Annotated in this window: 17 protein-coding genes; 10 read left to right on the top strand and 7 right to left on the bottom strand. The window is 37.3% G+C overall.

The annotated features are described in order from the left end of the window. Window positions 1-10: 10 nt before the first annotated feature. Both HMPREF9009_RS04555 and HMPREF9009_RS04550 read right to left on the bottom strand, forming a co-directional pair. Window positions 11-703 (bottom strand): DUF6250 domain-containing protein, encoded by a 693-nt coding sequence (locus HMPREF9009_RS04555; RefSeq protein ID WP_008641726.1) that lies wholly within the window; start codon window positions 701-703, stop codon window positions 11-13. Between the two features lie 115 nt (window positions 704-818). Next, window positions 819-2162, bottom strand: coding sequence for an LruC domain-containing protein (locus HMPREF9009_RS04550; RefSeq protein ID WP_008641725.1), 1344 nt, complete (start codon window positions 2160-2162; stop codon window positions 819-821). Between the two features lie 325 nt (window positions 2163-2487). Here HMPREF9009_RS04550 and HMPREF9009_RS04545 point away from each other — a divergent pair, with 325 nt between their 5' ends. The 5 genes from HMPREF9009_RS04545 to HMPREF9009_RS04525 are packed head-to-tail and all read left to right on the top strand — an operon-like array spanning window position 2488 to window position 10820. After that, complete coding sequence (locus HMPREF9009_RS04545; RefSeq protein ID WP_049701567.1) at window positions 2488-3660, top strand: HEAT repeat domain-containing protein; 1173 nt, start codon at window positions 2488-2490, stop codon at window positions 3658-3660. A gap of 5 nt (window positions 3661-3665) precedes the next feature. Further along, on the top strand, window positions 3666-5141 hold the full coding sequence (locus HMPREF9009_RS04540; RefSeq protein WP_004324274.1) for a glycosyltransferase family 2 protein: 1476 nt from the start codon (window positions 3666-3668) through the stop codon (window positions 5139-5141). A gap of 30 nt (window positions 5142-5171) precedes the next feature. Further along, entirely contained in the window at window positions 5172-8138 is a 2967-nt protein-coding gene (locus HMPREF9009_RS04535) for a hypothetical protein (protein ID WP_049701566.1), read from the top strand. Continuing rightward, window positions 8113-10266 (top strand): DUF4838 domain-containing protein, encoded by a 2154-nt coding sequence (locus tag HMPREF9009_RS04530; protein WP_049701565.1) that lies wholly within the window; start codon window positions 8113-8115, stop codon window positions 10264-10266. The genes HMPREF9009_RS04535 and HMPREF9009_RS04530 overlap by 26 nt, the downstream gene beginning before the upstream one ends. 38 nt (window positions 10267-10304) lie before the next feature. After that, complete coding sequence (locus tag HMPREF9009_RS04525; RefSeq protein WP_049702250.1) at window positions 10305-10820, top strand: DUF1573 domain-containing protein; 516 nt, start codon at window positions 10305-10307, stop codon at window positions 10818-10820. Window positions 10821-10902: 82 nt separating this feature from the next. Here the strand turns inward: HMPREF9009_RS04525 and HMPREF9009_RS04520 are convergent, their stop codons facing one another. Then, complete coding sequence (locus HMPREF9009_RS04520) at window positions 10903-11463, bottom strand: hypothetical protein (protein ID WP_032811951.1); 561 nt, start codon at window positions 11461-11463, stop codon at window positions 10903-10905. Window positions 11464-11750: 287 nt separating this feature from the next. Between HMPREF9009_RS04520 and HMPREF9009_RS04515 the strand changes: the two genes are divergently transcribed. The 5 genes from HMPREF9009_RS04515 to HMPREF9009_RS04495 all read left to right on the top strand — a co-directional run bounded on the left by HMPREF9009_RS04515 (window position 11751) and on the right by HMPREF9009_RS04495 (window position 14096). Continuing rightward, entirely contained in the window at window positions 11751-12029 is a 279-nt protein-coding gene (locus tag HMPREF9009_RS04515; protein ID WP_008023902.1) for a hypothetical protein, read from the top strand. A gap of 184 nt (window positions 12030-12213) precedes the next feature. Then, entirely contained in the window at window positions 12214-12672 is a 459-nt protein-coding gene (locus tag HMPREF9009_RS04510; RefSeq protein WP_008023901.1) for a hypothetical protein, read from the top strand. Next, window positions 12669-13115, top strand: coding sequence for a hypothetical protein (locus tag HMPREF9009_RS04505; protein ID WP_008023900.1), 447 nt, complete (start codon window positions 12669-12671; stop codon window positions 13113-13115). The genes HMPREF9009_RS04510 and HMPREF9009_RS04505 overlap by 4 nt, the downstream gene beginning before the upstream one ends. 163 nt (window positions 13116-13278) lie before the next feature. Next, complete coding sequence (locus HMPREF9009_RS04500; RefSeq protein ID WP_008023899.1) at window positions 13279-13725, top strand: hypothetical protein; 447 nt, start codon at window positions 13279-13281, stop codon at window positions 13723-13725. Window positions 13726-13772: 47 nt separating this feature from the next. Next, window positions 13773-14096 (top strand): hypothetical protein, encoded by a 324-nt coding sequence (locus tag HMPREF9009_RS04495; protein WP_008023898.1) that lies wholly within the window; start codon window positions 13773-13775, stop codon window positions 14094-14096. A 138-nt stretch (window positions 14097-14234) separates the two neighbouring features. Here HMPREF9009_RS04495 and HMPREF9009_RS04490 read toward each other — a convergent pair whose 3' ends face one another. The 4 genes from HMPREF9009_RS04490 to HMPREF9009_RS04475 all read right to left on the bottom strand — a co-directional run bounded on the left by HMPREF9009_RS04490 (window position 14235) and on the right by HMPREF9009_RS04475 (window position 19408). Then, complete coding sequence (locus HMPREF9009_RS04490) at window positions 14235-15815, bottom strand: O-antigen ligase family protein (RefSeq protein ID WP_008023896.1); 1581 nt, start codon at window positions 15813-15815, stop codon at window positions 14235-14237. A 12-nt stretch (window positions 15816-15827) separates the two neighbouring features. Further along, entirely contained in the window at window positions 15828-17171 is a 1344-nt protein-coding gene (locus tag HMPREF9009_RS04485; RefSeq protein WP_049701564.1) for an energy transducer TonB, read from the bottom strand. A gap of 102 nt (window positions 17172-17273) precedes the next feature. After that, on the bottom strand, window positions 17274-18338 hold the full coding sequence (locus tag HMPREF9009_RS04480; RefSeq protein WP_049701563.1) for a hypothetical protein: 1065 nt from the start codon (window positions 18336-18338) through the stop codon (window positions 17274-17276). 17 nt (window positions 18339-18355) lie between these two features. Beyond that, on the bottom strand, window positions 18356-19408 hold the full coding sequence (locus tag HMPREF9009_RS04475; protein ID WP_008023892.1) for a hypothetical protein: 1053 nt from the start codon (window positions 19406-19408) through the stop codon (window positions 18356-18358). Between the last annotated feature and the right edge of the window lie 17 nt (window positions 19409-19425).

Below are 19425 nucleotides of genomic sequence, written 5' to 3'. Positions count from 1 at the left end.
AGTATATAAGTCAGAGAGTAGTCACTTTAAAATCTGTAAACAGGACATGATTCTGCAAGAGACGAAGACCGAAGTGTCCGTCACCTTCGCCGCCTGTAAGAACATAGCGGAACAGTTCTTCACCATTCACAGAATAAGTCGTGATTCCTTTTTCCACTTTAATGCGAATCTGATACCACTGATTGGGAACAAGCAAGTGAGAGGCATCAGTATATTCTTTCAATAAGGGTTTCACCTTGTCATCTGCTACTCCATAATATTCTCCTCTGTAACGACGGAAACGAGTCGTCGAGTTATCATTTCCCCCGTATCCAACGTAGAAAAGGTTTAATGTGTTGTAGTTTTTAAAGATGCCGTCGCGCCACTGACTACGAGTGAAAAGATCATCTGGGTATTTAGGGTCATTGGCAGCCCAAAAACAATTCAAGTCACTCAAGCGATCGTACTTCCCTCCTTGCATCACCATACAAGTGCGGTAACTAACCTCATAATTCCCCGCCAATCGCTGCTGATACCACATAGTCAATCCATCCGGCACGATCAATTCTAATGTATCTGTACGTTCTATCACCTGCAAGGCATGGGATGCATCTTCTATCTTCCATTGTTGTGCAAACGCATTTTCGCATTGTGCAAACAGCACTACACTATCCAAGAGAAATAAAGTAATCAAACTGTAGCTAATAAAAAATCGCTTCGTCATTACGGTATTAGTTTAAAGATAATTCTTCCGGATACAAAGAAACCCCTCTTTTCGAAAAAAGAGGGGCTCAAATTGTACAAAATATCTCAAATAATGTATTGACCGGGATTTTGTATTACCAAGCTTCTACCACTTTTTCAGCAGCCGGATGCAAATACCAATCCTTGTTATCAGCTCCATTGCTAGTCACCCAAGCACGGAATTCAGGATAAGCGTTATCAAAAAGCACCTTTTCATAAGCATGTTTTACGCCAACAGGAACTTTAATTCCCCAAACAAAACCATTCTTATTACAATATGGAACACCTTCCATCATTTCACCGGCTGAATCAGCTTCGTAATTAGTATAAAGATAAGAAGGTCTATAGCCTTTCATGTGAATCTCTTTATTCGTATTTGTCACAATAAAGAAATTCTGATTATGAGTATCAGTAATAAGAGCACGATAAGCTTTCAATTGATCCAAATCTTCAGTAAGACTAGTACGAACCTTAGCTCCCAAAATAATTTCTGCACGCAACATGCCTTGTCCCGGATTTATAAAACCTTTTGTAGTCTGGAAGAAATTAGTATTATCACCCAAAGCACTCAAACCATCCATTATGATAACCGGACTACCGTGTTCCGTGTCTACCGTAACTTTACAAAATTGCGATTTTCCAAAGAGTTGCTGTTGAGGCATTTCTGCTTTCATTTCCCCAGTAGCAAGTTCGGTTTCTTTTCCTTGTCCTTCTTTCAAAAGAATACGGGTTGCAACAGTCTCTATATACTTTTTATCCAAGCCACCTAATACTACACCTAATTTAATAGGATATCTACCGCCTTTAGCACGAATATCCAAAGTCAACTTCAATCCTTCTTTATATCCCTGACCAGCTTCGAACCATTTTTCAGCCTGACATTCGGTTACTTTCAAATCGTACTCAAAAACAACATCGTTCAAATCATTGTCTTGACCTGGTTCAATCGGCCAATTGTCTTCAAACATAGCAACGCCTGTATTATGATAGAAAAACCATCCATCATCTTCCTCACTAGTTACCGCCACCGCATCTTCAGGTACAGTTATTGCTACAGTCTCGCCACTCCGAGTCACGCTATTTATCGGAAATGATGCTGTTTTATCTGTTCCATCAGAATACTTCAAATAAATATTGGCACAGTGAATAGGCACATTCAATTCCAAGTCTTTCTCTCCATCAACAAGCAGGCCACTCACCAACAAACTTCTTTCCTGATTTTCTGAATCCCAATACAAATCAACCGCTACAGGCTTACTTGAATAAACTTTAGCAGAGACAGTACGACTAGTTGCAAAATCAAACCCTGCCGGAATAACATACTGCGGGGAATCATCTCCTCCTCCATTATCCACTATTCCTTCTTCATTGTTACTGTCTGTACAAGCAACAACCAACATCGTCCCCATAAGGACATACATCAAACTTTTAATCTTCATTTTAATCTAATTTTTAAATTTATTGTTTGTTTCAGTTTCCTATGAAAGCTCTACCTTATCGCACCCATATCCGAGCCCTATATGTTAACTTATCAAAAATATAATTAACGCTTAATGGCATTTTACCTGCCTTTATTTGTAATTTCAATCCTTTCCATCGAAAATAATCACAAGAGCTCAAATATGGCTCAAAAGCCCTGTTCATAAACAATGGATAATATATACAAGTTATTTAGTATATTTGCATTAGACAGAACATTCAATACAACAAATATAGAACTTTTGTTTTGAATATACAAGTTTTATAGATTAAATATCAAGGGAAATGGATCAAGTACTGTATGGTATAGATTACATAGAATATTATTTCTATTGGATATATTACAAGTTTATTGGCTATCCTTTAATCATAAGAATATGCTCAATTGCGGTAATGTTTTGTATTATTGCGTACTTGTTTCTCCTATTCCATATTATATATGGTATATTCAAAAGGCGGAAAGAGAAGCGAAGATACAACAAAGCTTTCGACAAATATTACGAGGAAATGAAATCTATCTCGCTAGATTCTAACACATTAAGTGAAGAGGAAATCGCAGACAGATTACAGTATGATACGAAAAAACGTCCCAAGCCTAATGAATTACGTATTATCACTCAACTATTAACAGAAATCAAGAGTGTACATGAAGATGACATCCATGAACTAAACTATCAAACGATTCAAACCGTATTCCAGATCACGCGTTTCCTTGAACGCGAACTTCAATTCGGCTCCAAAAGAGCAAAGATACAAGCGCTGAAACTTATTCAATCCATCAACGGATATGCCTCTGAAGCGGTATTGGTACGCTTCCTCTATCATCGTGAAATAGAATTGAGGAACTCTGCACGCTACACTTATATGTGGCTAAGCCAGGGAGATCCGTTCCGTTTCTTCGACGAAGACATCGGCATGAAGTTGAGACAATGGGATATGATGGAATTGCATGCCATTTTGGAACACCGCAAGAAGGTGGGATATAACACACCGAGCTTTATAAAATGGGTGAATACTTCGGCCGAAGAGAATGTTAAGATATTCTTTATCAACGAAATCCGGTTATATAATGAAACCGACAGTGCTCCCATTCTGGCTAAACAGATCAACGCACGCTCTACCGAAATCCGGGGCGAAGCGATCAGAACTTTAGGAAAGCTAAAATACAAAGAGATCGAGCCCAAGCTGATTGAAATGTACCATGTGCAACCGGAAGAAGTCAAGCGACAAATCATTTCGGCTGTTGCAGACCTGAAAACAGATAAGGCATTAGGATTTCTTTACAATGCTTATGATGAAGCAGACAACTGGGGGACAAAACGTATCATCCTGAAAGCCCTCTATGAATACAGTTCAATGGGAAGAAAAACATTCGATCAATTGGAGAGAAAAGCAGATTCCCACACAGCTATATTGTTTGCCCATACCAAGCATCCGTTAATCAACCAGTTAATTTAGAGAATATGAGAGATATAATATTTACATTCTTCAATTATTTCGTATTCTTTTATACGAGTATGCTGGCGATATTCTTCGTCACATTCGCCTTCCTCTCTTTCATTTCTCTGAAACGGAGAAAAGATTACTATGTGGAAAGTTATATGCGGAAAACAATTAAAGAATCTCCCTATACACCGGGTATTTCGGTAATTGCCCCTGCTTTCAATGAAGAAAAGACAATCATTGATAACGTGAACTCTATGCTCGCATTGGAATACCCGCTTTTCGAGGTGGTGATTGTAAATGACGGAAGCACGGACAGTACGTTGAAGAAGATGATTGAACATTACGAACTGATAGAAGTGCCCTATGCCTATATTGAGCGAATCAAAACCAAACCGTTCAGAAGACTCTTCAAATCTACCAGTCCGAAATACAGTCGACTCATCGTTGTAGACAAAGAGAATGGAGGAACCAAAGCGGATGCATCCAATGCAGGTATCAATGTTTCTTCATATCCTTATTTCATCTGTACGGACGTAGACTGTATCTTAGAGAAATATGCTCTTTACCGCTGTATATCGCCCATTATATCTTCCGATAAACAGGTAATCGCAGTCAGCGGAACGATGTTGATGGCAAACGGATGCGTAGTGAAAGACGGGCAGATAGTAGACGTGAGAACTCCGCGTACTCCGATTCCGCTTTTCCAGAACCTCGAATACATGCGTTCCTACCTGATTGGTAAGATGGGATGGTCTGCAATCAATGGTATGCCGAATGTTTCCGGTGGATTCGGTCTTTTCGACCGTTCCGTAGCCATTGCAGCCGGAGGATATGACGGTACTTCCTTTGCAGAAGATATGGACCTCATTACCCGCATGGTAGGATATATGTGCGACTTCTCCCGTCCTTATAAGATTATTCAGATTCCTGATACTTGCTGTTGGACGGAAGGGCCTCCCAACTTGGCGATGCTTTACCGTCAACGTACCCGTTGGGCACGAGGATTGTTCCAGACACTTAGTATCCACCATAAGATGATCTTCAAGAAAACATATAAACAGATGGGATTGCTGACTCTGCCTTATATGTTCGTATTTGAGTTTTTGGCACCCATCATCGAACTTACCGGTTTGATCGTATTTATCTATCTGGCCTTTACAGGAGCGGTCAACTGGAATACGGCGTGGATGATTTACCTGACGATCTATACGTTCTGCCAGTTCCTTTCCATCGTCGTTATTACCTACGACTATTACGTCGGGATGCTTTATAAAAGAGGATACGAATATCTGTGGATTATCATAGCGTCCATATTGGAGCCCATCTTCTATCATCCCATCATCACTTTCTGTTCATTGAGAGGATACCTTAGTTATCTGACCAATAGAGACTTCAAGTGGAAGAATATGGAGCGTAAAGGATTCAAGCAGAAAGAAGAAAATACGGATGATGCTGAAACAGCGGCTATGAAGCCTGAACCGGCAACGATTTAAACAAGAAAGAAAGATTAAAGACAAGATAGAATGAACAGAGAATTTCTCCATAAGATCACCTTATTAGGTTGTCTGTTTTTGCTGATAACCTCTTCCTCCGGAACCGATAATGGATTCCAGACGCCGGAGCAATATGCCCAGATTGTGCAGGAGCATTTTGCGAACGAGGAATGGGAAGCAGGGAAAGAGCTGTTGGAGGAGGGCCTTCAGAAATACCCGAATGTTTCTGACCTTGAATGGCTCATGGGCAAATACTGGTTTCACGAAAAGAATTATGACCAGTCGCGTTATCATCTTGTTAAAGCAATAGACGACAATTATAACAACGTCAATGCCAAACACCTGCTGGTAGACGTGGAAGATATTACCGAAAACTACTCCAGTGCCATTTGCTACGTTAATGAGTTGCTGGAAGTGAATCCGTATTGGAGAGGCTTATGGCGAAGGAAGATTGAACTATACCGCAAGCAGAACAACGATGTGGAAGCGGATCGCCTGTTGAAACGAATCAATCAGATTTACCCGAACGATACCATTCTAAGGAAGGATTACATCTACAGCATGGAAGTAGGCTACCAACAAATGAAAAAAGGCGGTAACCGGAAAGAAGCGATCGAGAGACTGACGGAGCTAATCAAAGTATCTCCTCAAAACGAAGAATATTACCTGGACATCATCAACCTGCATTTACAGGAAGGAAACCGGGAAGCAGCTCTAGGCTGGTCATCCAACGGTTTGGCTGCCATACCGGGAAGTGGTGCCCTCATCGTCAAAAGGGCAAGTATCCTCAGTGAATTGGCGCGTTATCCGGAAGCACTGGCATTTATACGCGAGCAAATGAAAAGAAACAATAGTCCTGCCATACGGCGTATGTACAACGACTTATTGATGGAAGCTGCCCGTGCAGAGAAACAGCGGGACCCTTATGTATTATATGGCATGGCCTACGAAGGAGGCAACAAGAACAAGGAAGCATTAGACTATTTATTGAACACTTCCGTCACCCGCGGATATACCGACGATGCTCTCTTCTATATCAGAGAAGCTAAAAAACAATATGGCAACAATGATAAAGGAATTCTCTATAAAGAATATATGCTTTATCGCCAGATGAATGAGGATGATCTTGCCTATTCAACGCTGAAAAAGATGTACGAGATGTATCCTGATAATTATGACATTACGCTTGCCATGAGCGCACAGCACATGAAGAAAGCCGAAAAGCTGATGGAACTCGGTCTGTATGCGGAAGCATTGCCGCACGTATTGTTTGTATCTCAAAAACATGTAGACAACGATGTGAACGGTGCCGCATGGGAAAAAGCCTTGAGTTGCTATATCAATATGAAACGTTACAATGAAGCACTTGCCACATTGGATACCATCACCCTTCACTTCCCGGATTACGAGAATGGTACGTTGAAAAGGGCCTTTATTCTCGATAAAATGGACAAAACCGAAGAGGCTTTGCAACTATACTTGTCTGCAATCGAGCAGAGCGACGAGGATATGCGTATCTTCTACGTCATCGGATACGAGGAACTGGCAGTGCCCTACATCAAAAAGTGCATGGAAGCCGGAGCTACGAAGAAAGCATACGAAGAAGCCATCAAACTGGTCAGCCTGAATCCATCGAGCGATCTTGGATTACGGTATGCCATTAACTCGTCCGGTTTACTCGGAAAATACGATGAATTCGAGAAATATACAGCGCAAGGAATCAATTACTATCCTGAAGAACCTTTCTATCAGGCAAAGAGGGCTACTGTCCTTGAGCGCGACAAGAGATACGAAGCTTCTTTGGAATTCCTGAAACCGATACTCAATAAATACCCGAGCAACAAAGAGATTATAGGCGCATTCTCACAAAGCAGCGAATATCGTGCCCTGCAACTGACAAAGGCGAAAGAACCCGAAAAAGCTCTCGCTGTTCTTGATACAGCTTTGCTTTACGACAGCCAGAACAAGTCATTGAAATACACCAAAGGCGTGGTATATGAAGCCAACAGACAAGCGGATTCAGCCTATTATTATCAAAAGTATTATGAGCCTTCCATCATGGAATACCGTTCTTTCCAACGGCACTTATCGGGCCTTAGAAGCATGATGCTCAAGAATGAGATCGCTTTGACCTACCTGCGTGCACGCTACGGAGAAGAAGACATCATTACCTCCGTTGCCACCGCCGAATACACCCGAAAAGGCCAGAAGAACAGCTACACGGGACGTCTCAACTATGCAGGACGAAGCGGCTCGGCAAGCGACAGCATGGAGGCTGAAGAACAGACACCGGGAGGGGTCGGCATCCAGGTACAGGGAGAATGGACGCACCACTTCTCACCGAAGTGGAGCACTACGGTCAATGCCGCCTTTGCTACCAAATACTTCCCGGATATTACCGCCGATGTTGCCGTACGGCATTATCTCAAGAATGACTGGGAAATAGGAGCGCATGTGGGATACAGACGTGTAGCTGCCTATACGAAACGTTATGAATGGAACGACGAATTCTTTGCAGGAGGCACCGGAGATAACGGTTATCTATTTACCGGCTGGAATGAGTCAAAGACCAACCTGCTCACCGTAGGCGGAGAATTAGCCAAAACTATCGAAGTCGTTCGCCTCAACACGAAGATAGATATGCATTTCTTCAATTCCAACTTCTACTACAATGCACAGATTGGTGCCAAATACTTCCCGGCTAATGACGGAAAGACAAATATCAACGCCATGGCAAGTATTGGATCGGCCCCGGAAACGGCTGTATTGGATTACGCGCTGCCCGGCTCTTTCTCACACACCAATACAATGGTAGGACTGGGAGGCCAATACATGGTCAGTCCTAATATTACCATAGGTCTGATGGGTACTTGGAATACCTATTATAACCAGACCAACACCGTGCGAGGGAGTAGTCCGCTCAACCCGATAGAATCCATATCGACACGCTATAAAAATTTATATAACATCTATGCACAAGTCTATATTTCATTCTGATACGCTTTGCCCCATATTGGCAGGAATGATATGTATTTGCTGCCTTTTATCCGGCTGCCGCATGCAGGCACGCACGGAGATGTTCCCATCTAAAGAAGGATACCTCATCACAATCGGCGAAGATCCGACGGACAGAGATACCCGATGGGCCAAATACCTGTACGAGCACCTCAAGAAACGTGCAAACGACGATGAAATGGTCGCTTTCGGTGTCTCCGAGATGGATATGTGGCGTATCATCATACAGATAGACCCAACATTGCAGAGAGGATTCAAAGTAGCCTGCAAAGGTTCGGATATCAGACTGACCGCAAGTGACGACAAACAAATGTTATGGCTGCAATACCAACTGATAAAGAAGATCAGCAAAGAAGACCCGCGTATAGACGGTTCAGATCTTCCTCCCGCCCTTATCAATCTCAACGATACTTGCGGAGCTTTTGCATTTGACTATCAAAGTATTTATTCTCCATACGGCCTGAACGCCGATCATACAGGCGTTATCGGCCTGAACAACTTTGACGACAGCTGGGGAATATGGGGACACAACCTGCGAAAAGTATTGGGAAAAGATGCAGAGAAAGTATATGCCACCATTCACGGGAAGACAGATGACTCACAACTGTGTTTCTCTTCCGAGGATATGTATCGCCAGATAGAAAGTTACATCGTAGATAACTTCGGTGAAAAGGGGAATTTCCGTTTTGTAATCGCACCGGATGATACTCCGTACGCCTGTACGTGTGCCACCTGCACCGCATTGGGAAATACAGAGAAGAACGCAACTCCCGCCGTTACGGAACTGATCCTCCGCCTGTCGCAGCGTTTCCCCAAACACACGTTCTTTACGACTTCCTACCTGACTACGCAACAAGTCACAGACAAGCAACTTCCGCCTAACGTCGGGGTAATTGTCAGCACTATCGACTACCCGCTCCGCCGGACAGACGGCAAGGACGAGCAAGACAAGAAATTTGCGGAACAACTCGACAACTGGAAGAAAGTAACGAACAACATCTATATATGGGACTATATCAACAACTTCGACGACTACCTCACTCCTTTCCCCATATTAAAGATAGCCCAGCAAAGACTCCAACTTTTCAAACAACACGGAGCCAGCGGCATATTCTTCAACGGAAGCGGCTACAGCTATTCTTCTTTCGATGAAATGAGGACTTTTGTATTATCAGCCCTTCTTATCAACCCGGAACTTCCGGTTGATGAGTTAATTAAAAGCTATTTCAATCAGGAATACCCGGTATCCAAAAAATGGCTGTACGATTACTACACAGAGCTAGAAAACAACGCTCAATCCGGAAAGCGACTCGGACTTTACGCCGGTATCAGAGAATCGGAAAAAGGATTCCTCTATCCGAAGAAGTTTATCAAATTCTATGATGAAATGGGAGATTTTGTATCCGAAGCAAAAGGGAAAGAGCGCAAAAAGCTGCACGAGCTTCAAACCGCCTTGTCTTTCACGCGCATGGAATTAGCACGTGACCACGGTTTCGACGCTTACGGATATGCCAAGCGGAATGGAAAGGATATTCAACCGCTTCCCCAAGCTCGTAAATGGGTCACCCAGCTCAAAGAGCATCAAGCATTTGCCGGAATGGAATATTATAACGAGTCAGCCTATGAGATTGACTATTATATAAAGGAATGGGAACAATATATACTTGCTTCCGACATAAAGAAAAGTTTGTTTCTGGGAATGAATCCTTCCACAACCCCTAAACTGAATAAAAATGATTCAAAGAAACTGACCGACGGCACTCACGGCTTACCCGGAGACTATCATTGCGGTTGGGTTATCATTCCGGGAAAAGAATGTACCATCGACCTGCCGGTTAAAGGACTCAATGCATCAGGAACATTCTATATCAGTTTTCTGAATCTTCCCCGTCACCGCATCTATGCGCCACAGCAAGTTCAACTGTTGAAAGACGGAGTAGCCTATAAAACAATAGATTTGAAACCGGACAACTCCCCGGAAAAAGGAGAAATGATGAAAGCCACCGTTCCGGCAGACCTGAACGGAACAGAACAATTAAGCATAAAAATCAGTTGTTTAAAGAAACCGGGAACGCAAATGGGTATCGATGAAATTGCATTCATCCCTTAGATACTGAAAAAGTGATATAACAAAAATAAATGGCAACAATGAATAAATCTATATTCTATATTTTACTACTGACGGCACTTCCGCTCTGCTTTACAGGGTGCAGGAAGGAAGTACGTCCCACCAGCATGACGATAAAAGATTCCGTCAGACACTATTACCCTATCAAACAAGGTCAGCAACTCGATATCATGTTTACCATCACCAACACGGGAGACGCTCCGTTAATCATTTCAGAAATGCAACCTTCCTGTGGCTGTATCATTCTGGATAAAAGTTCACATATTATCATTCCCGAAGACGGTATCAGGCAATTCAAGGCAACCTACAACAGCATCAAGAATGTAGGCGAAGTGGTTCACCACATCCGGATTTTCGGCAATATGCTCCCAAATGGAAAAGCAGAACTAAAATTTGATGTTAACGTAGTCCCCGACGCAGATTATACACGTGATTATGAAGAACTCTATCAGGATTTCAACACTAAAAACGGCATTGTCAGGGAGATGGTGGACGGAAAAGAATCGGAGTTGGGATATTATGTAGGAGAACCCTAATAATAAGTATTAAATATCAAGTATTAAGTATTAAATGACTGGCTAATACTTGATACTTAATACTTGATATTGATACTTATCTCTACGGATGTATTTCTTTGAAAGCAGCATTCTCTTCTTTCACATTCTGGATAGTCTGTTTTAACTCCCCAATCGGCAAGTCATATCCATACCAGCCTGTATAGCAATCCACCACATACCATTTCCCGTCAGCCTGCAATTCGAACTCAACACGCAAATCCACCTCGGACTCTTCATAGCCCGCTTCAAAGATTTTGTGTTTCGGTTCATTCAGCGTAAACTTGGAGACATAGATTCCCCCTTCTTCCTGAGTGATACGTTCTTCTTTCATGGTTTCGCTATCCAGCAACGGCCATTTTTCCTTGGTGAAAGGGAATGTTTTTTCGGTTTCGCCGTCATCTGCCAATAAAGTAATCGGGGTCTTTAATGGGAACTTGATACGAGTATACTGGAAGGCTGCACTGGAAGTAAATTTATCCAGAAACGATTTGAAATCTTCACCGTCTTGCGTAGTCAGTTCACTATCGGCTTTCGCCTTGGAACTATTACCGCAGGAGATAAACGAAACACCGGCGAGCAACAGCATAGCCAGCAAGCAGCATACAAACTTTTTAGCTCTCATAACACTATATAAATTAAGAGTTTAATTGACGGCGCAAAGATAGTAACAAGTTTGGTTTTGCAATACTTTTATACATTAAAATTGGTCCAAATCAAGCCACAAAAGAAACTTCTTTATCACGTTCAAGATGAAAGATTTTAAAGAAATATCCGATTCCATTCGTTTACGGTCAAATAATGTACGTTCTCATCCTACTAATGTACTATTTACTCATACCTAAATACTTATTTCTCCTCACCTTTGTAATAACATACAAGCAAAAGAATACCCTTTAATATTATAATACTATGAAAACAATATTAGTTATTTTATTTTTAGGTTTACCTTTAATAGTTTTTTCCCAAGTTGATACAAAACTTTCTTTTGATAAAGAAACAAAAGCCATTCAACTTACATTGGAAAACAAGTACAATGCTCCTATCCTTTTAAATCCCAAATCTGATGATGAGAGTGAAAAAGGAACATATTATGCTATTACATTAAAAGACAACAATGGATCGATTATAAAAAAAGAGAAGTATATGTATATCATCAAGATTCATCACGAAAAGGCGATTTTGTTATAGGAGCTTTGCAAAAACAAAGCTATACATTGGATTTAAGTACTTGGGCAGATTCCGCATATTTGGTAGAAGTAAGATTACACGTAGAAGCTCGTAATCCAACAGAAAAGATCCACTACATTAATAAAAATGACATAACCAAAGTCTTTTTATGGAAATAGATTGAACAATTTACCAAAACAATATTATGAATATAATTAAATCTTTCTTTATAGGTATATTATTGTGTATGTCAATTCTTAGCAAGGGACAAACACAGGAGTTAGAAATTGCTTTGACTTATAATAGACAAGACAATGCTTTGACTCTAAAACTTTACAATAATACGGATAAAGAAATAATGATATTGAATCAAAGTCTATTAAATGAATCATCTGGAAGCTGCATTATTTTAACTGAAAAACAGGATAATGGACAGAGTGATCTAATCATCTCGTTATATGACTATGAAGATGGACAGTGGATACGTTCTAAAACAATAAACCCTAACGAAAGACTAGAACTTTTTTATCCATTTAAAGCTATCCCTGCAAATAATGTCACAAGAGCTAGATTATTCCTCTCCACATACTTTAGAGATAGGAAGACAGGAAAATTAGTTAGCAAAAAATACAAAAATGATTTACCCATAAAACAAATTAAATGATAACAAGTAAACATTTATCTATAAGTATTGTACTTTTGGGCATTTCCATTTTTTGCACCGCCCAAGAAGTAAAAATTGAATTTTCTTATGATAAACCGAATAATTCTTTAACCCTAATACTTACTAATAATACAGACAAAGAAATTCTAATTATGAATCAGGGGCGGTTAAGTGAATTTAGTGGGAGCTATATTGTTTTAACAGAATTTTCTAATGGAAAAAGTTCAGATTTAACAATTTGCCTATTTACTCTTGAAAGCGGAAAATGGATATTACACAAGGGATTATCTCCAAAAGGAAGAATGGAACTCTTCTATCCTTTGGATTCTATCCCAGCCAATAATTTAACAAGGGCACATTTGTTTCTTTCAACATATTCTAATGATGAAAAAACTGGAAAACTAACTTCTAAAAGATATGAGAAGAATTTATATCTAAACTAAGAAGTTTTATTATACGATACAGTTCTATAAAGATTAGTGCCAATTATGAAATTTATTATCAATTTAAAACAGAAAAAGATAATTAGCATAGACAAAAACAGAGTTATAGACTTTATGCAATGGAAATACGAGCAACTTATGAATATTCTAAAAACAATATATTATGAAAATAATATTAGTATTAATTCTGGCATCTTTACCTTTAATTGGAGCTGCACAAATTGGCATTCAACTTTCTTTTGATAAAGAAGCGAAAGAAGCCATGCTATTATTACTAAATACAAGTAATGATATATATAGGCTATCACCCAAATCAATAGATCAATACGAGCCTGGAACTGGTTGTATTTATACCTTTTTATATCGTGATAAAAATGATAAAGTAATATATAAAAGGAGTCGTTTTATATATGATGAATTACCATTAACCAAGTATAGACTAGGGCAATATCTATTACCTCATGAAAATAACGAATATAAATATGAGTTTGCCAAATGGTATAGTGGAGAGATTTGTTCAGTAGAAGTTGAAATTCAAATAGAAGCAATCAATTATACAACAAGAAAATCTTATCTAAATAAAATCAAGCGGATTTATTCACTAGAATAAACCGACAAATATTAATGCAATAAAACAGCTTACTCAAACAATAAATCATGAGAACAATATTAGTTATTTTATTTTTGGGTTTACCATTAATAGTTTTTCCCCAAGTTGATGCAAATTTTACATTCAACAAAGAAACAAAAGCCATTCAACTCATATTGGAAAACAAATACAACGTTCCTATCCTATTAAATCCCAAATCTGATGATGAGAGTGAAAAAGGAACATATTATACCATTACATTAAAAGATAACAGTGGTACGATTCTAAAAAATAGAGAAGTATATGTATATCATCAAGATTTATCACGAAAAGGCGATTTTGTTATAGGAGCTTTGCAAAAACAAAGTTACATATTGGATTTAAGTGCATGAGTAGATTCCGCATATTTGGTGGAAGTAAGATTACATGTAGAAGCCCGTAATCCAACAGAAAGAATCCATTATATCAATAAAAATGACATAACTAAAGTCTTTTTATGGAATTGATAAATTAAGAGAAAAGTCTCTTCACTACTTTTCGAGGGCACATTGCCAAATTTTATCACACCTTTGACTCAAACTTCTTTTTATCTCTTTTTTAATTCGTAGTGCTTTAGTACTTGTTATCTTTATTTCAGTTAGTAATGCTTCCTGACCTATTTTATACATTTTAATAGAGTCTCTTTGCTCGCGATAAAGACAAAACAATTTATACTTAGGTAATAAGCGGTTAGGTAACATATTTTTTGCTAAAATATAGCATTCCATAGCTTTATCTATTTGTTTTTGTTCTTTATAGACATCTCCTAAATCACAATACAATTCGGAACTTGGAATAATTGTACTAGCTTGTTTTAATATTAATAGACTCTTTGTGGCAGGTAATTGCAGAAAACTATATTGAGCATATACGTCTAATAAATGTGGGGTAGATTGCAAACAGACTTGGCATCTCTCAATATATGCTTCAGCAACCTTACGTTTTTGCAGAGATTCTGAATAAAGTTTTCTAACATTTAGTTTTAAATTATAATAATCATGCCCCCCCTTTATGCTTAGTACTAAACATACTATGATTATCCAACTCGATTGGAACTTATATTTAGTTAATGCATATATATTCTTTTGATATTGTATTCCACCTAACAATAATGATCCTAATAGCCATAATAGTAACACATTGAATGGATAAGAAAACATAGAAAAAGTGAGTAATGAGACAAATCCTCCTAAATAAACTTTATTATATTTTTCTTTAGATGTGTATTTAAAAATTGATGCTATGATACATAAAATAAAAATAATCCCTATAATACCTTGTTCTACCCCTATTCGTAAAAACTCATTATAGGGATAAACTATATTGTCAGCCAACTTTTCATATTTTGAATAAGGGTGTGATTCAAAATATTGAGCTTGATAATACATGTATTTATTTTCAAAAGTACCAATACCATGTCCAACCAATGGTGCATCTGCTATCATATCGATTGAAACACGCCATATCAATAAACGTCCATCAGCAGAGTCCTTCTTATAATAATATATAGAAATTATGAATAAGATCATAAATAGAAAAAGACTGACACTTTTTATTAATACAAATGATTCTACCTTCATTTTTTTGAACAAACAACAAAGAGTCGCCATACCAAACAGTGTAGATAGAAATCCCGCCCGGGAATCTGCTAACAATAGAATGAAACAGAATAAGATAAATATGGTAAATAAAGCCCATTTAGGAATAAAACATTTCTTAGTTAAATAAAGTCCTAGTATTATGGTTATTGTTGCGCCCATAAAACCACCTAATGGACCAGGATTACTGAATGTGCCTGTCACATTAAAATCATGATGAACGCTATTAAGCCAATGTGTTTTTTGGAAAATGGCAATAATACCTTCTACCATTCCTAAAAAAATAATTCCCCATAATATCCTTTCTTTATGAGATATTTTCCTAGCTACAATATAGCATAATAAAAATGTACTCCATTTTGCAACCTCAAAAAGACAAAGCCGATTTTGATGGGTAAAATAAAAATTAAACCCTGCCATTAAAGAATAACACAATAGCAGAAAATCTAATATATTACAATTTACCTTTTGCACAAGTTATTTTTTTTAATATTCAACGTACATTTTGTAAAGTTTATCAAAATATTTTTTTGATATATTACTGTTTTTTTTTGCGGAATTTTTGTAGTAATATAACATTCCTTGATAATAAGCTTTATAGTCAAATAATCCTTGACTGTTAAATGGATAATTCTGTATAGTTCCATCACCCTGAATGAATCTATATGATATACGCATTGGATCAGCATGGAGAGCTATAAAATATTTGCCAAAAATATCATAATAAGAATATTTTCTGGATTGTTTTTGCTTTCGTGGTTGTTTATTTATCCCAAATGAATAAAGTGTTCGTACTGGAGTTTCACCCTGTACCGCTGCAATCCATTTTGTTCGGACGATAGCTTTTTTTACAATACTATCAATTTTTACATCCGAACTATTTAAAATTTCGATATGACTAGTAGTACCATCTTTTTCTATAATAAACGAACCATTCAGAACTACTTTTTTATCAACAGAAACATCACACATAATATTTTTCAAGAAGTTACCCTCTTCATTGTATTTTGCCTTTATTTCTGGATTAAAAACGATCATATCAGGATCAGTTATTTTGCTTCTTGTATTACAAAAAACATCGTCACGATACACCATTAATGGCAAAAGAATTCCATTATTATCTGTTTTTATAATAATTTTATCACATATAGTAACATCAATTGGATCTGTTCTATCTGCAATAGCCGGTTCCCATTTAGGAGATTTTTTTAATAACCCCTCTAACGCACATTTTATAATATCACTTTTATATTGTAATATAGATATATTATTAACCCTTCCTTTTTTTGTTATTGTATACTGAAAAAGTATTGTATCTGAATAACATTTCAGTGTCGATGGTATTCGGATATTATTGTGTATCCATTGAATAAATTTATCCCTACTATTAAAAGGACTTGACGGAATATTTGATAAACGCGGTGGAGTATGCATAGTAACTTGTCTCACTTCAAACCGATGATTTTTAGGAATATATTGATAAAAATCAATTAGCATATATTTATATATATCTTTAGGCTGGCTTCCATTATATCGACATCTAGGAGCTTTACTTATGACATCCACAATTTCTTTCTCAAAAGCAGGATTTAATGTATTCAGCATGCTTGTTATAAAGACTTTTCCATCCCAAGATGCACTAATACAAACTTGTTCAATACCAGCTATTCCATATTCATATGCTTCTTGGGGAAATTGAATATTACTTAAAACCCATGACGGTATCTCATCAAGAGTCATTAAAGATTCTTTAAGACTTTCCGAATTTGTCTGTGCAGAGCTATATACACTAAAAAGCACAGCTATAAAAAAGTTAAAAATTTTAGTCATTGCATTATCTGATTTGAAGGAATATGCATAGAAGCTCTTATATCAATACAGGAATAAAAACCTCTATGCACACTTTTACTATTTTGACATAATCTATATATTTCACCATTCAACATGTACCCATACTAAGCATTTTGAGCAATAATATTCTCCAGAGCCATGTGAACTCGAATCAAGATCTCCCAAATCGACTTCTCCCAAATAAGTCCCACAAATCTTATGGTAAATTTTAGCCTTAAAGTAAGGTATGGCGTCGCTACTTTCAATATTATCAGGTTCAGGTGGATCGGAATAATCAAAGTCAGAATTAGTATCAGGACCACTGATATCTATATCGTTATTATTCATTAAACCGTCAGGAATATCATATTGATTCCCATTTTGGTCCTCTAGCCACCAATCACCATCTTCGTGCTCCATTGTAAGATGATCTCCATCTTCGCCGTTAGCCCAAACTTCATTTTCAAACCAATCCCAAAAATCATCATAGTCCTCAGAAGATCGAGTCGTAACCGTTTTGTATGCAGAAATTTGCATATGCCCTAATATCATTTTAAGATTACTAAGAGAAAGCGGGTTTTTCCCTTTTTCTTTTGGTAGTACAATGCTTAATACTTTCTCTCCTCTTTGATATTTTTCTATCTTAAATGGAGATCTCATAAATGATAAAAAGTAGATAGCCCATCCCGAATAATCTTTTTTATTCCCTAGGCTTGTAAAATGTTCATTGATATTTCCTCCCTTATTATATTCAGGAATGAGAGTCACTAAATATTGACTAATTTTCTTACTATTTATATTTTTTGTAATTACAATTTTTTGTGTCACATCAACTTTATGTATTTGGATATTTCGATTAGTGAAATTACTACGTAATACTTTATAGTGAATTTCAGCAGAAATGGGTATATCAACATTGGCAATCGAATCTTTATGAGATAAAATGCTTTTATCCCAAACCGGAATATAATCACCAGGATCTAATGTTATTGTTGTTTGAGGAGTAGACCGTGTCAATATTTGATTTTCCCAGAAAGTTTTAGCTTCTTTTACAGTCAAACCAAATCCTTTGTCTTCTTCGACAGAAGAAGATATATTATCATGTATGCATGATGTAAATACAAAAACAAACATTATTATACATATAAAGATGTTTTCATTTCTCATGATCTAAAATTTTTAGTTTATTTTCCAGTTTTTTGTTCCACTCTCTGTTCAAAGTCATATACCCGTTTTCCTTTCCATTTTTTATATGAGCTAGTTTTGAATAAAGGACGTACCCTTTCACAAAATATATCATTTGCTTCTCTCAGTTTATCAGCTCTCTCTGAAGTAGGAAGCCCCTTCTGATCATTAATAACTTTATACTCTTCAATGGCATATGAATTATACGCATTCTTATATTGATTTATTTGAGTTTTGTTTAATCCATAACGTTTAGCAAGAGTATACTCTAAAAGTGAATTATTAACAGATAACCATTTTTCTGCAATTTGTGCAGGTACAGCCTGTTTTATATCTTTTAGTTCATTAGCTTCGATTTCTTGTAATTTGTCATGTCGGTTTTTAGGACGATCATTCCAGATTTGTTTACGTTGCCTAGAATAGTTACTCTCTATTTGTGCTATCAGATAACCTTCATTATATGTAGCTCCATATTTGCCCATGTTATCAAGTGCCCCATAAATCAACATTTTATAAGATAAGTACCAATTGCCGTTATCTGTTCCTAATATTTCTAGAATGTGTTTATTCAGTTCTGCAAGCAATTCTTCTATCTTTTTTAACTTTTCCAGTTCGTCACTCATACCTTTCCATAATTGATCACGAGTCTTTTTCCATTCATGTTCTACTTTATATAAAGAACGCATTTTTTCAATAGGAATAAACTTTGTTTCACTTAGCACATGATAACGCTCCAATTCTTGTGTACAGGAACTCCATGGTCTGTATTTCCCCTTGCTAAAAGCTTGGCTTATTATTTCTCCATACTTTTTATAAATTTTCTTTTGTTCATCTTTAAACCTATCTGAACTGATTCTTCGATTCTTTAATTGTTCATTCTCTTGCTTTAAGGATGAAAGTATTTGTTCATACACATCAGCCTTTTTACTATCTAATTTATATGTTTTCATCATGTATTCCTTGTGTTTGCCCACATCTACATTTGAAAAACTCTGTGAGTAACTTATACTCCCTACCAAAAGTAGAGTTAAAGATAAAATAATTTTTTTCATAAGCTTATATTTTAAAG

It is taken from the genome of Bacteroides sp. 3_1_13, assembly GCF_001185845.1.
In the GTDB taxonomy this organism is placed as follows: Bacteria; Bacteroidota; Bacteroidia; order Bacteroidales; family Bacteroidaceae; genus Bacteroides; species Bacteroides xylanisolvens.
This window is presented reverse-complemented; position numbering and strand designations above follow the sequence as displayed.

Excerpts from the sequence above, each read along its gene's own strand:
- HMPREF9009_RS04555 (WP_008641726.1), bottom strand. The coding sequence starts at position 703 with ATGACGAAGCGATTTTTTATTAGCTACAGTTTGATTACTTTATTTCTC.
- HMPREF9009_RS04550 (WP_008641725.1), bottom strand. The coding sequence starts at position 2,162 with ATGAAGATTAAAAGTTTGATGTATGTCCTTATGGGGACGATGTTGGTT.
- HMPREF9009_RS04545 (WP_049701567.1), top strand. The coding sequence starts at position 2,488 with ATGGATCAAGTACTGTATGGTATAGATTACATAGAATATTATTTCTAT.
- HMPREF9009_RS04540 (WP_004324274.1), top strand. The coding sequence starts at position 3,666 with ATGAGAGATATAATATTTACATTCTTCAATTATTTCGTATTCTTTTAT.
- HMPREF9009_RS04535 (WP_049701566.1), top strand. The coding sequence starts at position 5,172 with ATGAACAGAGAATTTCTCCATAAGATCACCTTATTAGGTTGTCTGTTT.
- HMPREF9009_RS04530 (WP_049701565.1), top strand. The coding sequence starts at position 8,113 with ATGCACAAGTCTATATTTCATTCTGATACGCTTTGCCCCATATTGGCA.
- HMPREF9009_RS04525 (WP_049702250.1), top strand. The coding sequence starts at position 10,305 with ATGAATAAATCTATATTCTATATTTTACTACTGACGGCACTTCCGCTC.
- HMPREF9009_RS04520 (WP_032811951.1), bottom strand. The coding sequence starts at position 11,463 with ATGAGAGCTAAAAAGTTTGTATGCTGCTTGCTGGCTATGCTGTTGCTC.
- HMPREF9009_RS04515 (WP_008023902.1), top strand. The coding sequence starts at position 11,751 with ATGAAAACAATATTAGTTATTTTATTTTTAGGTTTACCTTTAATAGTT.
- HMPREF9009_RS04510 (WP_008023901.1), top strand. The coding sequence starts at position 12,214 with ATGAATATAATTAAATCTTTCTTTATAGGTATATTATTGTGTATGTCA.
- HMPREF9009_RS04505 (WP_008023900.1), top strand. The coding sequence starts at position 12,669 with ATGATAACAAGTAAACATTTATCTATAAGTATTGTACTTTTGGGCATT.
- HMPREF9009_RS04500 (WP_008023899.1), top strand. The coding sequence starts at position 13,279 with ATGAAAATAATATTAGTATTAATTCTGGCATCTTTACCTTTAATTGGA.
- HMPREF9009_RS04495 (WP_008023898.1), top strand. The coding sequence starts at position 13,773 with ATGAGAACAATATTAGTTATTTTATTTTTGGGTTTACCATTAATAGTT.
- HMPREF9009_RS04485 (WP_049701564.1), bottom strand. The coding sequence starts at position 17,171 with ATGACTAAAATTTTTAACTTTTTTATAGCTGTGCTTTTTAGTGTATAT.
- HMPREF9009_RS04480 (WP_049701563.1), bottom strand. The coding sequence starts at position 18,338 with ATGAGAAATGAAAACATCTTTATATGTATAATAATGTTTGTTTTTGTA.
- HMPREF9009_RS04475 (WP_008023892.1), bottom strand. The coding sequence starts at position 19,408 with ATGAAAAAAATTATTTTATCTTTAACTCTACTTTTGGTAGGGAGTATA.